This is a genomic window from Rhizorhabdus sp. GW822-FHT03C02 (assembly GCF_058801765.1).
Genome location: NZ_JBXANN010000011.1, coordinates 188,707 through 205,766, shown reverse-complemented (window position 1 = coordinate 205,766; position 17,060 = coordinate 188,707). Strand labels below are relative to the sequence as shown.

Genomic DNA, 17,060 nt, shown 5'->3' with positions numbered 1-17,060 from the left:
ACGGAGAAGAGAGTCAGCTATTTCGCCTGGTGGTGTTGACCGTCCAATTGTTGACCATCACCGCAGCCCCAGTGCCGCCGCCAGCGCCAGCGCGAAACGGTCCACCGCCGCCGCGTCGGCACTCGCGAAACCGACGAGCAGTCCCGACAGCGGCGGGCCGAGGCTCATCCCCGACAGGAACGGCACGCTATAGCCCGCCGCCGCCAGCCGGGCCGCGACCGCGGCATCGTCGACCGCGGGATCGAATCGGATCGGCAGTTGCAGCCCGCCGAGCGGCGGGGCGATCGTCACCGCGCCGCCGCAATGCGCAGCGATCGCCGCGGCCAGCGCGTCGGCGCGGGCCTGGTAGACGCCGCTGATCCGGTTGAGATGCGCGCGATACTGGCCGCCATCGATGAAGTCGGCGAAGGCGGCCTGGGCATGGACGTTGACGAGCAGGCCGAGATTGCGCTGCACTTCGACCAGCCGTGCGGCCAGCGCCGACGGCACCGCCAGCCATGCCATGCGCAGCCCGGGCAGCAGCGACTTGGCGACGGTGCCGATATAGACGACCTCGCCCGCCTCCCCCAGCGCATGGAGCGCGGGGATCGGGCGGCCGCTCCACAGAAACTCGCTGTCATAATCATCCTCGATCACGATCGCGCCATGACGGCGGGCCGCGGCGAGCAGGGCGGTGCGCCGCGCGAGACTCATCCGCACGCCCGTAGGATATTGGTGCGATGGGGTGGTGTAGATCAGCCGCGGCACGCTCGTCATCGCGGCGATGTCGGCGCCGTCGGCATCGACCGGCATCGGATCAAGCGTCATCCCCGGAAAGGCCGCGCGTGCGCCGAGATAGCCCGGATCCTCGATCCACACCGTCTCGCGCGGATCGGCGAGCGCCTGCCCGAGCATCGCCAGCGCCGACTGCACCGTCGGCACCACCAGCAACTGGTCGGGCTTCACCACCACGCCGCGCGCCTCGGCGAGATAGCGGGCGAGCGCGGCGCGCAGAACCGGCAGGCCGTCGCCATGGTCGTAGAGCATCGCCTTGCCGTCGAGCATCCGCGTCGCCCGGCGCAACGCGCGCGCCCACAGATCGCGCGGGAACAGCGCGACATCGGGCTGGCCCGGCCGCATCGCTCCACCGGTACCGGCATAGGCCAGGGCATGGCGATCGGCCGCGAGCGCGGTGCCGCGCGCCGACAGGCTTATCTCGACGGGCTGCGACGTGGGTGCGGTCCGCAACGCCGGCGCCTGCGCACGCAGCATCGGCGCCGCGCCCGCGCCGACATCGACGATCGCTTCACCGCGCAGCAACTCGTACGCGGCGGTCACCGTATTGCGTGACACGGCGAGCGCGCCGGCCAATGCGCGCGACGATGGCAACGGGCCAGGGGTGGCGATCCGACCGCTACGTGCGCCGTCGCGGATCTGGCGATAGATCTGCTCGGCGAGCGGGACGCGCGATCCGCGCGCGAGGTTGATCCATCCGGCGAGCGGCGATCCGGCAGACACTGGCACCTCGCAATTTCCAAAAGCTGATCTTTGACCAGACCAGTCGCTGAGGCAAGAGGCGCGGATCGCCAACAGGAGCCCGACCATGACCGCGCGTCCCGATCATCTGCCCCGCTACGCCATCGCCCGTCAGCAGCGCCGCGCGCGCTATGACGAGGCGACCGTCCACGCGATCCTCGACCAGGGGCTGGTCGCGCATGTCGGCTTCGTCGCGTCGGACCGGCCGATGGTGATGCCGATGGCCTATGGCCGCGACGGGTCGACGCTCTACATCCATGGCGCCAGCACGACGCGGATCATCAAGGGGGTCGCCGAGGCGATGCCGGTCTGCCTGACGGTGACGCTGGTCGACGGCATCGTCGTCGCGCGATCGGCCTTCCACCATTCGATGAACTATCGCAGCGTGGTCGTGCATGGCAGCGCGCGCCATGTCACCGACGCCGACGAGCATGACCATGCGCTGCGGATCATCACCGAGCATCTGCTGCCGGGCCGCTGGGACGAGGTGCGCCCGATGCTGGCCAAGGAGCGCAAGGCGACGGGGGTGCTGGCGCTGCCGATCGAGGCCGCGTCGGCGAAGGTCCGCGACGGCGCCCCGATCGACGACGACGAGGATTATGCGACGCCGTTCTGGGCGGGCATCGTCCCCGTCACCACCGCGCTCGGCCGTCCGGTCGACGACAACCGGATCGTCGAGGGCACCCCGCTGCCCGCCTCGCTGGCCGCCGCGCGGCGCAAGTTCGCGTAGCGGATGGCCGGAAATGTTGATCCGTTCGTGTCGAGCGTAGTCGAGACACCCCGCGGTGGTGGAGCGTGTCTCGACTACGCTCGACACGAACGGAAATAGGGCGAACCGTTTCGACCAGGAACGCCCCGCGTCGCCCCTTGATCGGCCGGGCCAAAGCCCCTACCCCGCCGCGTGCGACAGGTTCCCCGGAAGGGGATCAAAAGGGAATGGGGTCTGAAGCCCCGGCTGCCCCTGCAACTGTGAGCGGTGAGCCATCGGGCCATATGCCATTGGGACGCCATGTCCTGAGAAGGCGGCCCGAACCGGCATCGACCCGCGAGCCAGGAGACCTGCCGGTCGCGGTCGTTCTTCGTCCGGACAGGGTGTGCCGGCCGAACGGGGTTTGACCTCGCGCAACGACAAGGCGCCGTGCGGGCAAGCGCGGATGCGGGGCGGTTCCGCATCGGCACGATCCCGACCGGCAAGATGTCAGATCTGCCGAGGACCGACCAATGGACCCTATGCCTGCCGACCCCCTGTTCGCCCTGCCCGTCCGGCGCGCCTGACGATGCTGCGCAAGGTCGAACCCGGCCCGGCGGTGGTCGCCTGCAACACCTGCCGCCTTTCGGCCGATGCCCGCGACGACGACGAGGGGGTGCGCGGCGGCGCGCGGCTGGTCGAGGCGCTGCACCGGGTCAAGGCCAGCGATCCGCGCTATGACGGGGTCGCGGTGCAGGAAATGCCCTGCCTGTTCGCGTGCACCGAGTTTTGCACGGTCCATCTGCGCGCGCCCGCCAAGGTCGGCTATGTGCTCGGCCGCTTCACCCCCGACGACGAGGCCGCGCAGGCGATCCTCGATTATGCGGTCCATTATGCCGCGTCGGAGCATGGCCGGGTCCCCTTTCGCGACTGGCCGCAAGGCGTCAAAGGCCATTTCATCACCCGTTCCCCTCCCGATGGATATGTTGCCGAATGACCTGTTTTCCGACGATCGCCGCGTTCGAAGCCGCGCTGGCCAGCCTCACCCCGCCCAATGACCGCTCGGTCGCGGCGGCGCGCACGCGCCAGGCCCAGCTCACCAAGCCGGCGGGCTCGCTCGGCCGGCTCGAGGATGTCGCGATCTTCCTGGCCGGCTGGCAGGGCCGCGAACGGCCGGCGATCGCCAGCGGGCGCGCCGCGATCTTCGCGGGCAATCATGGCGTGACCGTCCACGGAGTCAGCGCCTTTCCGGCGGCGGTGACCGCACAGATGGTCGCCAATTTCGAGGCCGGCGGTGCTGCGATCAACGCGCTGGCGGGCGCCGCCGGGCTCGAACTCAAGGTCGTCGCGATCGATCTCGACCGGCCGACCGCCGATTTCACCGTCGCCGCGGCGATGGAGGTCGCCGAATGCCTCGACGCGCTGTCGGCGGGGGCCGAGGTGGTCGAGCCGGGACTCGATCTGCTCGTCGTCGGCGAGATGGGAATCGGCAATTCGACCGCCGCCGCCGCCTTGTGCGCGCGCAGCTTCGGCGGCACCGCCGCCGACTGGGTCGGCCCCGGTACCGGGGTCGATGGCGACGGCATCGGCCGCAAGGTCGCGGTCGTCGACCGCGCGATCGCCTTCCATGCCGATGCGCCGGCGACGCCGTTCGAGACGCTGCGGCGGGTTGGCGGCCGCGAGATCGCGGCGATCGCCGGCGCGGTGGTGCGGGCGCGCCAGCTCGGGGTTCCGGTGGTGCTCGACGGCTTCATCAGCGGATCGGCGGTGGCGCCGCTGAAGGCGCTCCATCCCGGCATCACCGACCATATCCTCGCCGGACATCGATCGGCCGAACCCGGCCATGTCCGGTTGCTCGAACGGCTGGGCCTCGAACCGCTGATCGATCTCGGCATGCGGCTGGGCGAGGGCAGCGGCGCCGCGGTCGCGGTCGCGGTGATCCGCGCGGCGATCGCCGCCCACAACGGCATGGCGACCTTCGCCGAAGCCGGGGTCTCCGACAAGGAAGCGGTGCCGGCAGACGGATGACCGCCTTCCTGCTGCACCTGCTGCGCCACGGCGCGCCCGAGACGCCGGGACGGATGATGGGCCGCACCGATGGCGCGCCGACCCCGGCCGGAATCGCCGCCTGTGTCGATCAGGCGGCCGATCTCGCGGTCGACCGGCTGATCGCATCGGACCTCGCACGGACGCGGCTGGCCGGCGACGCGATCGCGGCGACGCTGGCGGTGCCGCTCGGCATCGATCCGCGCTGGCGCGAACTCGATTTCGGCGCGTGGGACGGGCTGTCGAGCGCGGACGTCGATCCGTCGGCGATCGGCCGATTCTGGGACGATCCCGACGCCAATCCGCCGCCGGACGGCGAGCGCTGGTCGGCGCTGACCGCCCGGGTCGGATCGGCGATCGCCGACCTGGCGCCGCTGCCGACCCTGGTCGTCACCCATGGCGGGGCGATGCGCGCCGCGCTGGCGGTGCTGTGCGGGTTCGACCAACGCCAGATCTGGGCGTTCGAGCTCGGCTATGCGTCGCTGCTGTCGCTCAAGGTCTGGCCGGGCGACACCCCGTCGGCGCAGATCGTCGGGCTATGGCCATGAGGGGCCTGGTGATCGCGGTCCAGTTCCTCACCCGCCTGCCGACGCCGCGGGTGCGCAGCGACGACGCGGCGTTCGCGGCCTCGATCCGCTGGTTCCCCGCGGTCGGGCTGCTGATCGGCGCCCTGGTTGCCGGCGCCGCCTGGCTCGGCGCGCGGATCGATCCATGGACGGGGGCGCTGGCCGCGCTCGCTTTGTGGGTCGCGGTCACCGGCGCGCTCCATCTCGACGGTCTCGCCGATCTCGCCGACGCCGCAGGGGCCATCCACAAGGGCCGCGAGCATCTGCTGACGGTGCTCGCCGATCCGCATATCGGCAGCTTCGGCGCGGTCGCGATCGTGCTGCAGCTGATCGCCAAGCTGGTGCTGCTCCATGCGCTGATCGACGCCGCGATCCTGCTGCCGCTGATCCTCGTCCCGTTCGCCGCGCGGATCGGACCACTGGCATGGGCGCGCTGGCTGCCGCCGCTCCACCAGGGGCTGGCCGCGCGCTTCGCCGCGTCGGTGCGGATCGTCGACCTCGCCCTCTGGGCAGCTTTGCTGGTCGCCGGCGCATGGTTCGCGCCCGCGATCCTGATCGCGCCGGCGCTGATCGCGCTGTGGGGCTGGCGGCTGCTGCGTATGATCGGCGGGATATCGGGCGATGGCCATGGCGCGGGAATCGAGCTGGTCGAAACCGGGCTGCTGATCGGGCTGCTCATCATCGGTCAGGCCGCATGAGCGAGGATATCCGCGCCTGGTCCTTTCATGGCGGGCGGCTGCGCGTCGCCCAGGCGGCCTATCCCGACGCGCCGGGGCCGTGGATCGACCTGTCGACCGGAATCAATCCGCAGCCCTGGCCGGGGGTCGCCGATCTCGCGATCGACTGGCAGCGGCTGCCCGACGAGGCCGCGCTCGGCCGGCTCGAGGCGGCGGCAGCCGATTTCTTCGGGGTCGATCCGGATCATGTCTGCGCGCTGCCGGGAACCGAGATCGGGCTGCGGCTGATCGGCGAGATGCTGCCGGGGCCGGTCGCGCATGTCGCCCCCGGCTATCGCACCCATGCCGAGATCGCCGCGGGCGCCGCACCGATCGCCGCCGGCGCGATCGGTGCGGCGGCGAGCGCGCTGATCCTCGCCAACCCGAACAATCCCGATGGCCGGGTGACGCCGGCGGCGGTGCTGCTCGACCGGCTGCACCACTCGCCCGACTGGCTGCTGGTCGACGAGGCCTTTGCCGATGCGCTGCCCGAGGCCAGCATCGCCGGCACGGTGCGCGACGACCGGCGGCTGATCGTCTTCAGGTCGTTCGGCAAGTTTTTCGGGCTAGCGGGGGTGCGGCTCGGCTTCGCGATCGGCCCGCGCGACCTGATCGGCCGGTTGCGCACGCGGATCGGCAGCTGGCCGGTCTCGGCGGCGGCGCTTGCGATCGGCACCGCCGCCTATCGCGACCGCGACTGGATCGCGGCGATGCGGACCGGCCTCCACGGACAGGCCGCTACGCTCGACGCGCTGCTCGCCCGCCACGGGCTGACCGTGCGCGGCGCATGCCCGCTGTTCCGGCTGATCGAGACCGGCAATGCCGCGGCGCTGTTCCACAAGCTTGCGGGCCACGCGATCCTCACCCGTCCGTTCGACTATGATCCGCACTGGCTGCGGCTCGGCCTGCCAGACGGCGCCGGGGCGCTGGCCCGGCTCGATGCGGCGCTCGCCGGCGATGGCTGAACCGGTCGCGCTGCTCGCGCTGGCGATCGATGCCGGCTTCGGCTGGCCGGCATGGCTCTATCGCCGGGTCGGGCATCCGGTCGGCGGCTTCGCCCGGCTGATCGGCTGGTGCGAGGCGCGGTGGAACCGGCCGGGATCGGCCGACCTCGCCCGGCGCGCCGCCGGGGTCGCGACCGTGCTGATGCTGGTCGTGGTGGCCGGCGGGGTCGGCCTCGGCCTCCAGCGCGTGCTGGTCGCGCTGCTCGGCGCATGGAGCTGGCCGATCGTCGCGCTGCTCGCCGCCCCCGGACTCGCCCAGCGCAGCCTGCACGACCATGTCCGCGCGGTCGCCTCGGCACTCGCCGCCGGCGATCTCGATCGGGGACGCGCGGCGGTCGGGATGATCGTCGGGCGCGACACCGCGGCCCTCGACGAAACCGGGGTCGCGCGGGCGGCGATCGAGAGCCTTGCCGAAAGCTATTGCGACGGGGTGACCGCGCCCTGGTTCTGGCTGATGCTGCTCGGGCTGCCGGGGCTGTGGGTCTACAAGGCAATCAACACCGCCGACAGCCTGATCGGCCATCGCGAGGAACGCTGGCGCGCCTTCGGCTGGGCGGCGGCGCGCACCGACGACCTGCTCAACCTGATCCCGGCCCGGCTCTCCGGCCTGCTGATCTGCCTGTGCGGCATGCGCGGCTGGCGGGTGATGCTGCGCGATGCGCGCCGCCATGCCTCGCCCAATGCCGGCTGGCCCGAGGCGGCGATGGCGGGTGCGCTCGACCTGCGGCTCGCCGGGCCGATCGCCTATGACGGGGTGGTCCAGGCCAAGCCATGGATCGGCGACGGGCGCGAGATCGCGCGCGCCGCCGACATCGATCGCGCGCTCATCCTCTCTCGACGCGCTTGCCTGGGCCTGTGGATCATCGCAGGAGGCACGGCATGGCTGCTCTGATGCTCCAGGGGACCGGCTCCGACGTCGGCAAGTCGGTGCTCGTCGCCGGGCTATGCCGCGCGCTCGTCCATCGCGGCTATCGGGTGCGGCCGTTCAAGCCGCAGAACATGTCGAACAATGCCGCGGTGACGAGCGACGGTGGCGAGATCGGCCGGGCACAGGCGCTGCAGGCGATCGCGGCGCGGGTCGAACCGCATAGCGACATGAACCCGGTGCTGCTCAAGCCGCAGGCCGACCGCACCTCGCAGCTGATCGTCCATGGCCAAGTGCGCGGCACGCTCGGCTCGGGCAATTATCGCCAGGCCCGCGGCGCGCTGCTCGAAGATGTCATGGCGAGCTTCGCAAGGCTGCAGGCCGAATGCGACATCGTCGTCGTCGAAGGCGCCGGATCGCCCGCCGAGATCAATCTGCGCGCGGGCGACATCGCCAATATGGGGTTCGCGCGCGCGGCCCGGGTGCCGGTGATCCTGGTCGGCGACATCGACCGCGGCGGGGTGATCGCGGCGATCGCCGGCACCCGGGCGGTGATCGATCCCGACGATGCCGCGATGATCCGCGGCTTCATCATCAACAAGTTCCGCGGCGACCCGGCGCTGTTCGAGGACGGCTATCGCCAGATCGAGGCGATCGCCGGCTGGCGCGGCTTCGGGGTGGTGCCGTGGCTGCCGGCGACTGCAAAGCTGCCGAGCGAGGATGCGGTGATCCTCGAAAAAGGCGCGAACCGCGGCGCGGGGCGGGTGCTGGTCGCCTGCCCGATCCTGCCGCGCATCTCCAATTTCGACGATCTCGATCCGCTCAAGCTCGAACCCGGGGTCGAGCTGATGATGGTGCCCCCCGGCCAGCCGATCCCGGCCGAGGCGGCGCTGGTGGTGCTGCCGGGATCGAAGGCGACGATCGCCGACCTCGCCGCGCTGCGCGCCGAGGGCTGGGACATCGACATCCTCGCGCATCATCGCCGCGGCGGCGCGGTGCTGGGCCTGTGCGGCGGCTATCAGATGCTCGGCCGGCGGGTGGCCGACCCCGACGGCATCGAAGGCCCGGTGCGCGAGGCCGCGGGGCTCGGCCTGCTCGACGTCGACACGATATTGGGCCCGACCAAGGCGTTGCGCCGGGTGCAGGGGACCGCGCTGGGCGCCCGTTTCGAAGGCTATGAGATGCATATGGGCGAGACGTGCGGGCCCGATAGCGATCGTCCGCTGGCGACGTTCGACGACGGCCGCCGCGACGGCGCGATCAGTGCCGACGGGACCGTGCTCGGCAGCTATGTCCACGGCCTGCTCGCCGATGCCGGCCAGCGCCGGGCGCTGCTCGCGCGGATCGGGGTCGAAGGCGGCGGCCGCGACTATCGCGCCTCGGTCGATGCGGCGCTCGATGCGATCGCCGCCGCGCTCGAGGCGCATCTCGACATCGACGGCCTGATCGCGCTGGCGGTGGCGGCATGACCGCGCTCAGCCTGCTGGTGCTGGGCGGCGCGCGATCGGGCAAGAGCGGCTATGCGCAGGCGCGCGCCGAGGCGCTCGACGGCGAGCTGATCTATGTCGCGACCGGCCAGGCCCATGACGACGAGATGGCCGATCGCATCGCCCGCCACCAGGCCGATCGCGGGCCGCGCTGGCGCACGGTCGAGGCGCCGGTCGAACTTCCCTCGATCATCGCCGCGCAGGCCCGGCCGGGGGCCGTGCTGCTGGTCGACTGCCTGACCTTGTGGGCGTCGAACCTGATCTTCGCCGATCGCGATTGCGAGGCCGAGACCGCCCGGCTGACCGCCGCGATCGGCGCGGCACGCGGCCCGGTGATCCTGGTTTCGAACGAGGTCGGGCTGGGGATCGTCCCCGACAATGCGCTCGCCCGACGCTTCCGCGACGTCGCCGGCCGGATCAACCAGGCGGTGGCGCGTCAGGCCGAAGAGGTGATGTTCGTGGCGGCGGGGCTGCCGCTGCGGCTCAAATGAAGATCATCGGGCATGCGCTGTCGGCGTCGGCGGTGCGACGATGTCGGGGTCGAGATGGCGCGCGAGATAGTCGAGGCAGCTACGCACTTTCGCGGTCTCGCCCTGCGTCGGCAGATAGAGCGCACAGATCGGGGTCTCGGGCAGCGCGAGATCGGGCAACACCGGCTCGAGCCTTCCCGCCGCCAGATCCTCGACCACGTCCCAGCGCGACTTCATGACGATGCCGGCGCCGTCGAGCGCCCAGCGGCGCGCCAGTTCGCCATCATTGGTGCTGAGCGTGCGCATCGTGCGCGCCGGCCAGAGATCGACCGCGCGCCAGCCCGACGGCAGCCCCTCCCCGACCATGATCGCATCGTGCCGCGCCAGATCCGACGGATCGTGCGGACGGCCGCGCCGGCGCAGATAGTCGGGCGACGCGCATAATATCCGCGGATTGTCGGCCAGGCGCTTCATCACCAGCGTGGAGTCGGGCGGCGGATCGAAGCAGATCGCGATGTCATGGCCGGTCTCGACGATGTTGGCGGCCTGTTCGGCGGTCTCGAGATGGACGGTCACCTCGGGGTGAAGCATCGCATAATGCTGGAACAGCGGCGCCAGCCGGCTGCGGCCGAAGCTGATCGCGGTCACCACGCGGAGGGTGCCGCTCGCCTGGGTCGCGCTGCGCATGGCCGCGCTTTCGGCGTTGTCGATCTCGCCGAGCGCGCTGGCGGCGCGCTCATAGAAGGCGATGCCTTCGTCGGTGAGGCTGAGATTGCGGCTGTTGCGGCGAACCAGCGAGACACCCAGCCGGGCTTCGAGCTGGGTGAGCCGGCGGCTGGTCGCAGCCAGCGACAAACCCAGCTTGCGGGCGGCGCGCGACAGGCTGCCCGATTCGGCGATGCGCACGAAGGACAGGATTTCGGAGAAGCGATCGGACATGCATGAAAGCTAGGACGGTGATGCTGCGACGCAAGATAGCGAGTGTTGCACGACCGTATGGAATCGTTTCCGCCTGTCCCGATCGTCACTGTTTTATGACGAAATCTTGCCAATTTTCACGAAATGCAAGGCTGGCTTGCAACCGTTTGCCGGCGTTGACGGCGGCTTTTGCGGTGCATCATTTTCGATCCCCGACATGCTCGACCGAGCGTCCCGACAGCATCATATGAAGAGGATCCATCATGACGACCGCGCTTGCTTCCCCCGCAAAACCCGCAACCCGCTGGACGGCCGCGCCAGCAGCCGGGCCGGCGGCCAGGCCGGCCGGAACACGGCCCGCCTGGAACGACATCGAAGCGCTGCCGCTCCATGCGGCGGCGCTGCTGTTGCTGCTGTTCCTGTTCTACCTGTTCGCCGACATCGAGCCGACGATGCGCAGCGAGGGCCTCAAGGCCGTCGGCATCTTCGGTGCGTTGGCGCTGCGCCAGGCGTGGCTGCGGCTCGACGAAGACCAGCGCGCCGGCGGCTGAGCCATGATCGTCGGCCCGGCGCCGCGTATCCGGCAGAGCTTTCGAACCGCGTGGCGCGCGCTCGCAGCGTTGTTCGTCTGGGATGTCGCGGTCACCATCTTCTATTTCATCTCGCCGTTCCACGCACCGGCGCTGCCGCTGACGATCTTCGGCACCGCGCTCGCGCTCGTGCTCGGCTTCCGCGTCAACTCGGCCTATCAGCGCTGGTGGGAGGGCCGGATCCTGTGGGGTGCGATGGTGAACGTGTCGCGCAGCTTCGCGCGCGCAATCCTCACCTTCCTGCCCGACGCCGGGGCGGAGCCACTGCGCCGGACCCTCGTCCGGCGCCAGATCGGCTATGTCCATGTCCTGCGCCGCCAGTTGCGGCGGCAGGATCCAGCCGAGGAAGCCCATCGCACGCTGGGCCCCGACGACATCGCCGAACTGGCCCGCCGCAATCCGGCCAACGGCCTGCTCGAAGGATCGTCGCGGCGGATCGGCGAGGCGCTGGCACATGGCTGGATCGACAGCATCCAGCAGACCCAGATCGAGCGGCTGCTGGTCGACATGTCGAACGCACAAGGCGGGATGGAGCGGCTGAAGAACACCCCGCTGCCTGCCCAATATCGCAGCTTCCCCAAATTCTTCACCCGGCTGTTCTGCATCCTGCTGCCGGTGGGGCTGGTCGAGACGCTGAACATCGCCACCCCGATCGGATCGGCAATGGCCGGCTTCATGTATCTCGCGGTCCTCCAGATCGGCGACGACCTGGTCGATCCGTTCAGCACCGATGTGCACGGCCTGCCGCTGACCAGCATCTGCACGACGATCGAGGCCGACCTGCGCGAGGCGATCGGCGAATCCCCGCCGGCACCGGTCGAGCCGATCGGCGGCGTGCTCTGGTGATGAGGTCGGGCTGGGGATCGTCCCCGACAATGCGCTCGCCCGGCGTCTCCGCGACGTCGCCGGGCGGATCAACCAGGCGCTCGCCGCCCGCGCGGACGAGGTGGCCCTCGTCGCCACCGGGTTGCCCCTCACCCCCAAGGGCTGACGCTGACTGTAACTTCGCAGGCCTCTGCTGCGTATCTCAATCAGATCGCCCGGAGGTTCACCATGTCGAGTGCCGCATTCAACATCGTCGTCGCGCTAGCCGCCCTGGCGGGTTCGGCCAGCCTGCTCGGCCGGATCGACGACAGCGCGAGCGCGGCGACCATCGCGGTCAAGGTGCCGGCGCCCGCCTTCGACGCGCCGTCGACGGCGGACCGTGCGACCGCGATCTTCGCGGGTGGCTGCTTCTGGGGCGTGCAGGGCGTGTTCCAGCATGTGAAGGGCGTCACCAGCGCGGTGTCGGGCTATAGCGGCGGCGTGGAATCGACTGCCCATTATCGCGAAGTCGGCTCCGGCCGGACCGGCCATGCCGAGGCGGTCCGGGTGACCTATGATCCCCGGCAGGTCAGCTATGGCACGCTGTTGCAGATCTATTTCGCGGTCGTCGCCGATCCGACGACGCTCGACTATCAGGGTCCGGACCATGGCCCGCAATATCGCAGCGCGCTGTTCCCGACGACGCCCGAACAGCGGCTCGTCGCCGAGCGCTATATCGCGCAGCTCGGTGCATCGGGTGCCTGGCCGCGCCCGATCGTGACACGGATCGAAGCGTATAAGGGCTTCTTCCCGGCCGAGGCCTATCATCAGGACTATCTGACGCTGAACCCCGATGCGCCCTATATCCGCGTCAACGACATGCCCAAGGTCGCCGCGCTCCGCCAGGGGTTTCCCGCGCAGTATCGGGCAACGCCGGTCCTCGTCGGGCATGCCTCCTAAGATCCGATCGTTCATCTTTTTGCGGTAGGAGGCGGCATGGCCATCAGCGGCGATTATTCCCATCCGGTCACGGTCAACGGCTTCTCGTGCCGCAACTGTACCGATGTCGATCGCGCCAAGCGGTTCATCGACCCCGCCGATCCGAAAGGCGGGCCGTTCGGAGTCAACGCGACATCGGGTGGCAAGGCGCATGCGCAACTGTTCGATGCCGATGCGATCGACCGGGCCACGCCCGCCGATCGGGCGGACGAGCGGCGACGCAGCCATCCGATCCGGGCCTATGCCACGACCGAGACGCCCGGCACGCGGATCGACCTGGTCGCCTGACGCCTACATCGATCGCGTTCGCAGGAGAACCGCCATGCGCCACCTCGCCGTCCTGTCCCTGGTCCTCGCCCTTGCGAGTCCCGCAGCCGCGGCCGATCCGGCGCATCCGATCGTGGTCGAGCTGTTCCAGAGCCAGGGCTGCTCGTCCTGCCCGCCGGCCAACGCCACCCTCAACGCGATCGCGGGGCGGTCCGACATACTCGCGCTGTCGTTCGCGGTGACCTATTGGGACCGGCTCGGCTGGAAGGACAGCTTCGCCAGCCCGGCTTACACCGCGCGCCAATGGGACTATGCCCGTGCCGGCGGCCGTGGCGAAGTCGCCACGCCGCAGATGATCGTCGACGGCCAGACAGTGCTCAACGGCGGCAACCAGCGCGAGGTCGAGGCGGTGGTCGCCCGGAGCGCGCGCGGAGCGGCGGCCCCGACGATTGTCAGCATTTCCGGGAAGATCGCGATCGGCCCGGGCACGACCAGCCGGCCCGCGACGGTCTGGCTGGTCCGCTATGATCCCAGGGTCCAGAATGTCACGATCCGCGCGGGAGAAAATGGCGGACGAACCCTGCCCCACCGCAACATCGTCCGATCGATCGAAGCGCTCGGCCAATGGCGGGGCACCGCCTTGTCGCTGTCGCTGCCGACCGCAGCCGACCCCGCCTATCGGTCCGCAATTCTGATCCAGTCCGGCAAGGGCGGCCCGATCGTAGCGGCCGCGAAACTCTAGCCGGCACCATCGATTTGCGGCTGCCGCCGCGGTGACGCGATGCAATAGAAATCGGCAGGCCTTGATCGGCCGCCTTCACGCTCTGCTCATCGCCCGGAATCGTCGCGTCGGCGCACTAGTGCACCGAGTCGCGATGCGCTTCCGCGAAAAAGCGCCATTTTCAGCCATTTCTGAATATTTGTTCATGGAGCAAAGTCGCTTGCGCTTTGTTTTGGCTCACTGATGCGACGGGCTGAGCGATGGCAGGGATCGACCGACCAGCCGGCCCCTCGCCAACCAGATGATGATCTGGGATAGTGCAGTGCAGCGCAAGTCGGCCGCGACGAGATCGCGGCCAGAACAAGGTTCAGGTCTTTTACGGGAACAAATCCATGCGCGACAGCCATGATTCCTACCCGATGGGCAATAATATCGATCGGCGAACAGGTGGCATCCGCCCCGGCTCCGGCTGGGACGATCGCCTGACCCGATTGGTCGACATCATCATTGCGTTGACCGCAATCGTGATTTTACTTCCGGTAATCGCGATATTATGCGGCGCGGTGTTCGCGCATGACGGCGGACGACCGATCTTCGCGCACCGCCGGATCGGGCGAGGGGGCCAGCGTTTCCCCTGCCTGAAGCTGCGGACGATGGTGGTCGATGCCGAGCAGAAGCTGCGCGACCTGCTCGATCGCGACCCCGACGCCCGCGCCGAATGGGAACGCGAGCAGAAGCTGCGCAACGATCCGCGGATCACACCGCTGGGCACCTTCCTGCGCAAGTCGAGCCTCGACGAGTTGCCGCAGCTGGTCAACGTGCTGTGCGGCCATATGAGCCTGGTCGGGCCGCGCCCGATCGTCGATGCGGAGATCGTGCGCTATGGCCGCTATTTCAGCCTCTATTGCGCGGTCCGTCCGGGCATCACCGGACTGTGGCAGGTCAGTGGGCGCAACAATGTCAGCTACCGGCGCCGGGTCGCGATCGACACGGTCTATAGCCGGACCAAATCGCTCAAGGGCGATCTGGCGATCCTGGGCCGCACCGTTCCGGCGGTGCTGATGAGCCGGGGTTCGTTCTGAACGCCGCGCTGCCGCCTGGCCCGTGGATATCGTCATCCCCGGATGAGGAACTCCGCGTCCTCCAGGTCGACCCCTCGCTGTTCACCGGCCCTTATGACAGCGCGCTGTCGCGGGGCCTGGTCGCCAACGGGATCGATGTGCGCTGGGCGACCCGCGGCTGCCGGCCGGGCGAGGAGGATGCGCTGACCGGCGAGCGGGTCGAGCGGATCTTCTACCCGCTGACCGACGGGCGCCGCCGCCGCACCGGGCGCAGCTGGCAGGCCTTGAAGGGCATCGAGCATCTGGTCGGGCTCAACCGGCTGTGCCAGCTCGCCGACCGCGAGGCGGTCGACCTGGTCCATTTCCAATGGGCAGCGCTGCCGGGGTTCGACCGGCGCGCGATCGCGCGGATCCGCCGCGCCTGCCCGGTGGTGCTGACGGTCCACGACACCCAGCCGTTCAACGGCAAGGCGGTGTCGCGCCTGCAGACCGACGGCTATGACGCGCTGTTGCGATCGGTCAGCCATCTGATCGTCCATGGCGAGGCAGGGCGCACCAATCTGATCGACCGCGGCATCGCGCCCGACCGGGTGAGCGTGGTGCCGCACGGGATATTGCCGCTGGCCGCCGCCGATCCCGAACCGCGCCATCAGCCGGGCCGCTGGCGGATCGTGCTGTTCGGCAAGATGCAGGACTATAAGGGCATCGACGTGCTGATCGACGCGATGGCGATGCTGCCGCCGGGCGACCGGCAGCGCATCGACCTGGTGATCGCCGGCGAGCCGATGATCGATCTCGACCCAGTCTACGCCAAGGCGCGCACGCTGGGATTCGCCCATGCGATCGAGTTCCGCCCGCGCCGGCTCGGCGAGCGCGAGATGGCGGCGCTGCTGCACAGTGCTGACGCCTTCGTCTTCCCCTATCGCGCGATCGAGGCGAGCGGGGTGCTCCACCTCGTCGCCGATCTCGGCCGCTGGATCGTCGCCAGCGACCTGGGCGCCTTTCGCGAACTGGTGACGCCGCAGGCCGGGGCGCTGGTCCCGCCCGGCGATGCCGGGGCGCTGGCACGGGCGCTGGTCGATGCGATCGGCCGCCGCCCCAGCGCCGCCCCGACCGGCGACGTCCCCGGCTGGATCGAGATCGGGGCGCGCACCCGTGCGGTCTACGACCAGGCGATCGCCCGGCACCATGCCCAGGCGCTGTTCGAGGATGCGGCATGAGCGGATCGACCCTGCTCGTCCTCCAGGACAGTCCCGATTATGGCGGGCATGAGGCGATGTTCCTGCGGCTGCTGCCCGACGTCGCCGCGAGCGGCGCGTTCGAGCGGATCGTGATCCGCTTCGCCGAGGGGAATGAGCGACTGCGCGGCTGGTTCGCCGAACGGCGGCCGGCGAAGGTCGAGGCCGAGGCCTGGCCATTCGCCAAGCAGCGCGGCGAGCCCTATTTCGCTGGCTTCCGCCGCCGCTATGCCGGCGCGGTGCGGTCGCTGATCGCCCGCGAGCGGCCGTCGGCGCTGCTGCTGCTGCAGGGGCGGATCGAGAATCTGGCGGTGCCGATGCTCGCGGCGCCGCCCGAGACCTTCCTCGTCTCCTATGTGCCGATGGCGCAGAAGCTCGCCGAGCTCGAACGCTCGAGCGTGCCCGGCGACCTGGTGCGGCGGCGGCTCTACCGCCGCCCCGACCGCTATATCGTGCCCTCGGCGGCGGTCGCGGCGCAGGTGCGCGCCGCCGGCGGCAGCGCCGAGGCGATCGTCGTCGACAATATCGTCGCCCCGCCACCGCCGCGCGACCGCGCCGAGGCGCGCGCCGCGCTCGACCTGCCCGCCGATCGCCCGATCGCGCTGATGCTCGGACGGCTCGACACCCGCCAGAAGGGGATCGACCGGCTGGCCATGGCGATCCGGCGCGACCGCGACCGGCTGGCCGGCTGGACGATCCTGATCATCGGCGACGGCGACGGCGCACCGCTGGTCGATGCGCTGGCCGCCGACCTGGCCGGCCGGGTCGACCTGCGCCGGCTCGGCTGGACCGACCGGCCGCACGACTATCTGGCGGCCGCCGACCTGCTGCTGATGCCGTCGCGCTGGGAAGGCGTGCCGTTGGTGATGCTGGAGGCGATGACCTATGGCGTGCCGCTGCTCGGATCGCGGATCGACGTGTTCCGCGAATATCTGCCGTCGGCGCTGTGCCATGATTTCGAGACCGGATCGCTGGCCGACGCGATGGCGACAGCGATCGTCCCGGCGGCGATCGAGACCTATCGGGCGGCCGCGCGGCGCCGGATCGGCGACGGCGATCTCGCCCGCTCGGCCGCGCGCTTCGTCACGGCGCTGCAGAAATGACG

At 70.1% G+C, this 17,060-nt stretch carries 19 protein-coding genes, 1 pseudogene and 1 riboswitch; of the genes and pseudogenes, 18 read left to right on the top strand and 2 right to left on the bottom strand.

Annotation, left to right across the window (positions count from 1 at the left end; genetic code table 11):
* Positions 1-57 precede the first annotated feature (57 nt).
* Positions 58-1,503: a MocR-like pyridoxine biosynthesis transcription factor PdxR gene (gene pdxR / locus AC1RM6_RS23535; protein ID WP_493105735.1), complete on the bottom strand. Its 1,446-nt coding sequence runs from the start codon at positions 1,501-1,503 to the stop codon at positions 58-60.
* A gap of 79 nt (positions 1,504-1,582) precedes the next feature.
* Between pdxR and AC1RM6_RS23530 the strand changes: the two genes are divergently transcribed.
* The 9 genes from AC1RM6_RS23530 to cobU all read left to right on the top strand — a co-directional run bounded on the left by AC1RM6_RS23530 (position 1,583) and on the right by cobU (position 9,378).
* Positions 1,583-2,245 carry a pyridoxamine 5'-phosphate oxidase family protein gene (locus AC1RM6_RS23530; protein ID WP_493105733.1) on the top strand — a complete coding sequence of 221 codons (663 nt, stop codon included), beginning with the start codon at positions 1,583-1,585 and terminating at the stop codon, positions 2,243-2,245.
* A 161-nt stretch (positions 2,246-2,406) separates the two neighbouring features.
* Positions 2,407-2,596, top strand: a riboswitch (cobalamin riboswitch).
* Positions 2,597-2,792: 196 nt separating this feature from the next.
* Positions 2,793-3,200, top strand: a complete 408-nt coding sequence (locus AC1RM6_RS23525) for a DUF1636 domain-containing protein (protein ID WP_493105731.1) — start codon at positions 2,793-2,795, stop codon at positions 3,198-3,200.
* Positions 3,197-4,231, top strand: coding sequence for a nicotinate-nucleotide--dimethylbenzimidazole phosphoribosyltransferase (cobT, locus tag AC1RM6_RS23520; RefSeq protein WP_493105729.1), 1,035 nt, complete (start codon positions 3,197-3,199; stop codon positions 4,229-4,231). The genes AC1RM6_RS23525 and cobT overlap by 4 nt, the downstream gene beginning before the upstream one ends.
* Positions 4,228-4,797 (top strand): histidine phosphatase family protein, encoded by a 570-nt coding sequence (locus AC1RM6_RS23515; RefSeq protein ID WP_493105727.1) that lies wholly within the window; start codon positions 4,228-4,230, stop codon positions 4,795-4,797. Before cobT ends, AC1RM6_RS23515 begins: the two co-directional genes overlap by 4 nt.
* Positions 4,794-5,513: an adenosylcobinamide-GDP ribazoletransferase gene (locus AC1RM6_RS23510; protein ID WP_493105725.1), complete on the top strand. Its 720-nt coding sequence runs from the start codon at positions 4,794-4,796 to the stop codon at positions 5,511-5,513. Before AC1RM6_RS23515 ends, AC1RM6_RS23510 begins: the two co-directional genes overlap by 4 nt.
* A complete protein-coding gene (locus tag AC1RM6_RS23505) occupies positions 5,510-6,496 on the top strand; it encodes a threonine-phosphate decarboxylase (RefSeq protein WP_493105723.1) in 987 nt (328 codons plus the stop codon). Before AC1RM6_RS23510 ends, AC1RM6_RS23505 begins: the two co-directional genes overlap by 4 nt.
* Positions 6,489-7,427, top strand: a complete 939-nt coding sequence (gene cbiB / locus AC1RM6_RS23500; protein ID WP_493105721.1) for an adenosylcobinamide-phosphate synthase CbiB — start codon at positions 6,489-6,491, stop codon at positions 7,425-7,427. The genes AC1RM6_RS23505 and cbiB overlap by 8 nt, the downstream gene beginning before the upstream one ends.
* A complete protein-coding gene (locus tag AC1RM6_RS23495) occupies positions 7,415-8,869 on the top strand; it encodes a cobyric acid synthase (protein WP_493105719.1) in 1,455 nt (484 codons plus the stop codon). The genes cbiB and AC1RM6_RS23495 overlap by 13 nt, the downstream gene beginning before the upstream one ends.
* Positions 8,866-9,378, top strand: a complete 513-nt coding sequence (gene cobU / locus AC1RM6_RS23490; protein WP_493105717.1) for a bifunctional adenosylcobinamide kinase/adenosylcobinamide-phosphate guanylyltransferase — start codon at positions 8,866-8,868, stop codon at positions 9,376-9,378. Before AC1RM6_RS23495 ends, cobU begins: the two co-directional genes overlap by 4 nt.
* Before the next feature lie 3 nt (positions 9,379-9,381).
* Here the strand turns inward: cobU and AC1RM6_RS23485 are convergent, their stop codons facing one another.
* Positions 9,382-10,296: a LysR family transcriptional regulator gene (locus AC1RM6_RS23485; RefSeq protein WP_493105715.1), complete on the bottom strand. Its 915-nt coding sequence runs from the start codon at positions 10,294-10,296 to the stop codon at positions 9,382-9,384.
* A gap of 242 nt (positions 10,297-10,538) precedes the next feature.
* Here AC1RM6_RS23485 and AC1RM6_RS23480 point away from each other — a divergent pair, with 242 nt between their 5' ends.
* The 9 genes and pseudogenes from AC1RM6_RS23480 (at position 10,539) to AC1RM6_RS23440 (ending at position 17,058) form a co-directional block, all read left to right on the top strand.
* Positions 10,539-10,826, top strand: coding sequence for a hypothetical protein (locus tag AC1RM6_RS23480; RefSeq protein WP_493105713.1), 288 nt, complete (start codon positions 10,539-10,541; stop codon positions 10,824-10,826).
* A gap of 3 nt (positions 10,827-10,829) precedes the next feature.
* Positions 10,830-11,711 (top strand): bestrophin family protein, encoded by an 882-nt coding sequence (locus tag AC1RM6_RS23475; protein WP_493105711.1) that lies wholly within the window; start codon positions 10,830-10,832, stop codon positions 11,709-11,711.
* A pseudogene (locus AC1RM6_RS23470) lies at positions 11,710-11,856 on the top strand (bifunctional adenosylcobinamide kinase/adenosylcobinamide-phosphate guanylyltransferase); the annotation flags it as partial. The gene AC1RM6_RS23475 and the pseudogene AC1RM6_RS23470, both read left to right, overlap by 2 nt.
* Before the next feature lie 62 nt (positions 11,857-11,918).
* A complete protein-coding gene (gene msrA / locus AC1RM6_RS23465) occupies positions 11,919-12,629 on the top strand; it encodes a peptide-methionine (S)-S-oxide reductase MsrA (protein ID WP_493105709.1) in 711 nt (236 codons plus the stop codon).
* A 36-nt stretch (positions 12,630-12,665) separates the two neighbouring features.
* Entirely contained in the window at positions 12,666-12,956 is a 291-nt protein-coding gene (locus AC1RM6_RS23460; protein ID WP_493105707.1) for a hypothetical protein, read from the top strand.
* 34 nt (positions 12,957-12,990) lie between these two features.
* On the top strand, positions 12,991-13,677 hold the full coding sequence (locus AC1RM6_RS23455; RefSeq protein WP_493105705.1) for a DUF1223 domain-containing protein: 687 nt from the start codon (positions 12,991-12,993) through the stop codon (positions 13,675-13,677).
* A gap of 371 nt (positions 13,678-14,048) precedes the next feature.
* Entirely contained in the window at positions 14,049-14,738 is a 690-nt protein-coding gene (locus AC1RM6_RS23450; RefSeq protein WP_493105703.1) for a sugar transferase, read from the top strand.
* On the top strand, positions 14,666-15,937 hold the full coding sequence (locus AC1RM6_RS23445; RefSeq protein ID WP_493105783.1) for a glycosyltransferase: 1,272 nt from the start codon (positions 14,666-14,668) through the stop codon (positions 15,935-15,937). Before AC1RM6_RS23450 ends, AC1RM6_RS23445 begins: the two co-directional genes overlap by 73 nt.
* Complete coding sequence (locus AC1RM6_RS23440; protein ID WP_493105701.1) at positions 15,934-17,058, top strand: glycosyltransferase; 1,125 nt, start codon at positions 15,934-15,936, stop codon at positions 17,056-17,058. The genes AC1RM6_RS23445 and AC1RM6_RS23440 overlap by 4 nt, the downstream gene beginning before the upstream one ends.
* Positions 17,059-17,060: the final 2 nt, after the last annotated feature.

Coding starts and splice junctions, on each gene's coding strand:
- AC1RM6_RS23530 (WP_493105733.1), top strand. CDS start 1,583: ATGACCGCGCGTCCCGATCATCTGCCCCGCTACGCCATCGCCCGTCAG.
- AC1RM6_RS23525 (WP_493105731.1), top strand. CDS start 2,793: ATGCTGCGCAAGGTCGAACCCGGCCCGGCGGTGGTCGCCTGCAACACC.
- cobT (WP_493105729.1), top strand. CDS start 3,197: ATGACCTGTTTTCCGACGATCGCCGCGTTCGAAGCCGCGCTGGCCAGC.
- AC1RM6_RS23515 (WP_493105727.1), top strand. CDS start 4,228: ATGACCGCCTTCCTGCTGCACCTGCTGCGCCACGGCGCGCCCGAGACG.
- AC1RM6_RS23510 (WP_493105725.1), top strand. CDS start 4,794: ATGAGGGGCCTGGTGATCGCGGTCCAGTTCCTCACCCGCCTGCCGACG.
- AC1RM6_RS23505 (WP_493105723.1), top strand. CDS start 5,510: ATGAGCGAGGATATCCGCGCCTGGTCCTTTCATGGCGGGCGGCTGCGC.
- cbiB (WP_493105721.1), top strand. CDS start 6,489: ATGGCTGAACCGGTCGCGCTGCTCGCGCTGGCGATCGATGCCGGCTTC.
- AC1RM6_RS23495 (WP_493105719.1), top strand. CDS start 7,415: ATGGCTGCTCTGATGCTCCAGGGGACCGGCTCCGACGTCGGCAAGTCG.
- cobU (WP_493105717.1), top strand. CDS start 8,866: ATGACCGCGCTCAGCCTGCTGGTGCTGGGCGGCGCGCGATCGGGCAAG.
- AC1RM6_RS23485 (WP_493105715.1), bottom strand. CDS start 10,296: ATGTCCGATCGCTTCTCCGAAATCCTGTCCTTCGTGCGCATCGCCGAA.
- AC1RM6_RS23480 (WP_493105713.1), top strand. CDS start 10,539: ATGACGACCGCGCTTGCTTCCCCCGCAAAACCCGCAACCCGCTGGACG.
- AC1RM6_RS23475 (WP_493105711.1), top strand. CDS start 10,830: ATGATCGTCGGCCCGGCGCCGCGTATCCGGCAGAGCTTTCGAACCGCG.
- msrA (WP_493105709.1), top strand. CDS start 11,919: ATGTCGAGTGCCGCATTCAACATCGTCGTCGCGCTAGCCGCCCTGGCG.
- AC1RM6_RS23460 (WP_493105707.1), top strand. CDS start 12,666: ATGGCCATCAGCGGCGATTATTCCCATCCGGTCACGGTCAACGGCTTC.
- AC1RM6_RS23455 (WP_493105705.1), top strand. CDS start 12,991: ATGCGCCACCTCGCCGTCCTGTCCCTGGTCCTCGCCCTTGCGAGTCCC.
- AC1RM6_RS23450 (WP_493105703.1), top strand. CDS start 14,049: ATGCGCGACAGCCATGATTCCTACCCGATGGGCAATAATATCGATCGG.
- AC1RM6_RS23440 (WP_493105701.1), top strand. CDS start 15,934: ATGAGCGGATCGACCCTGCTCGTCCTCCAGGACAGTCCCGATTATGGC.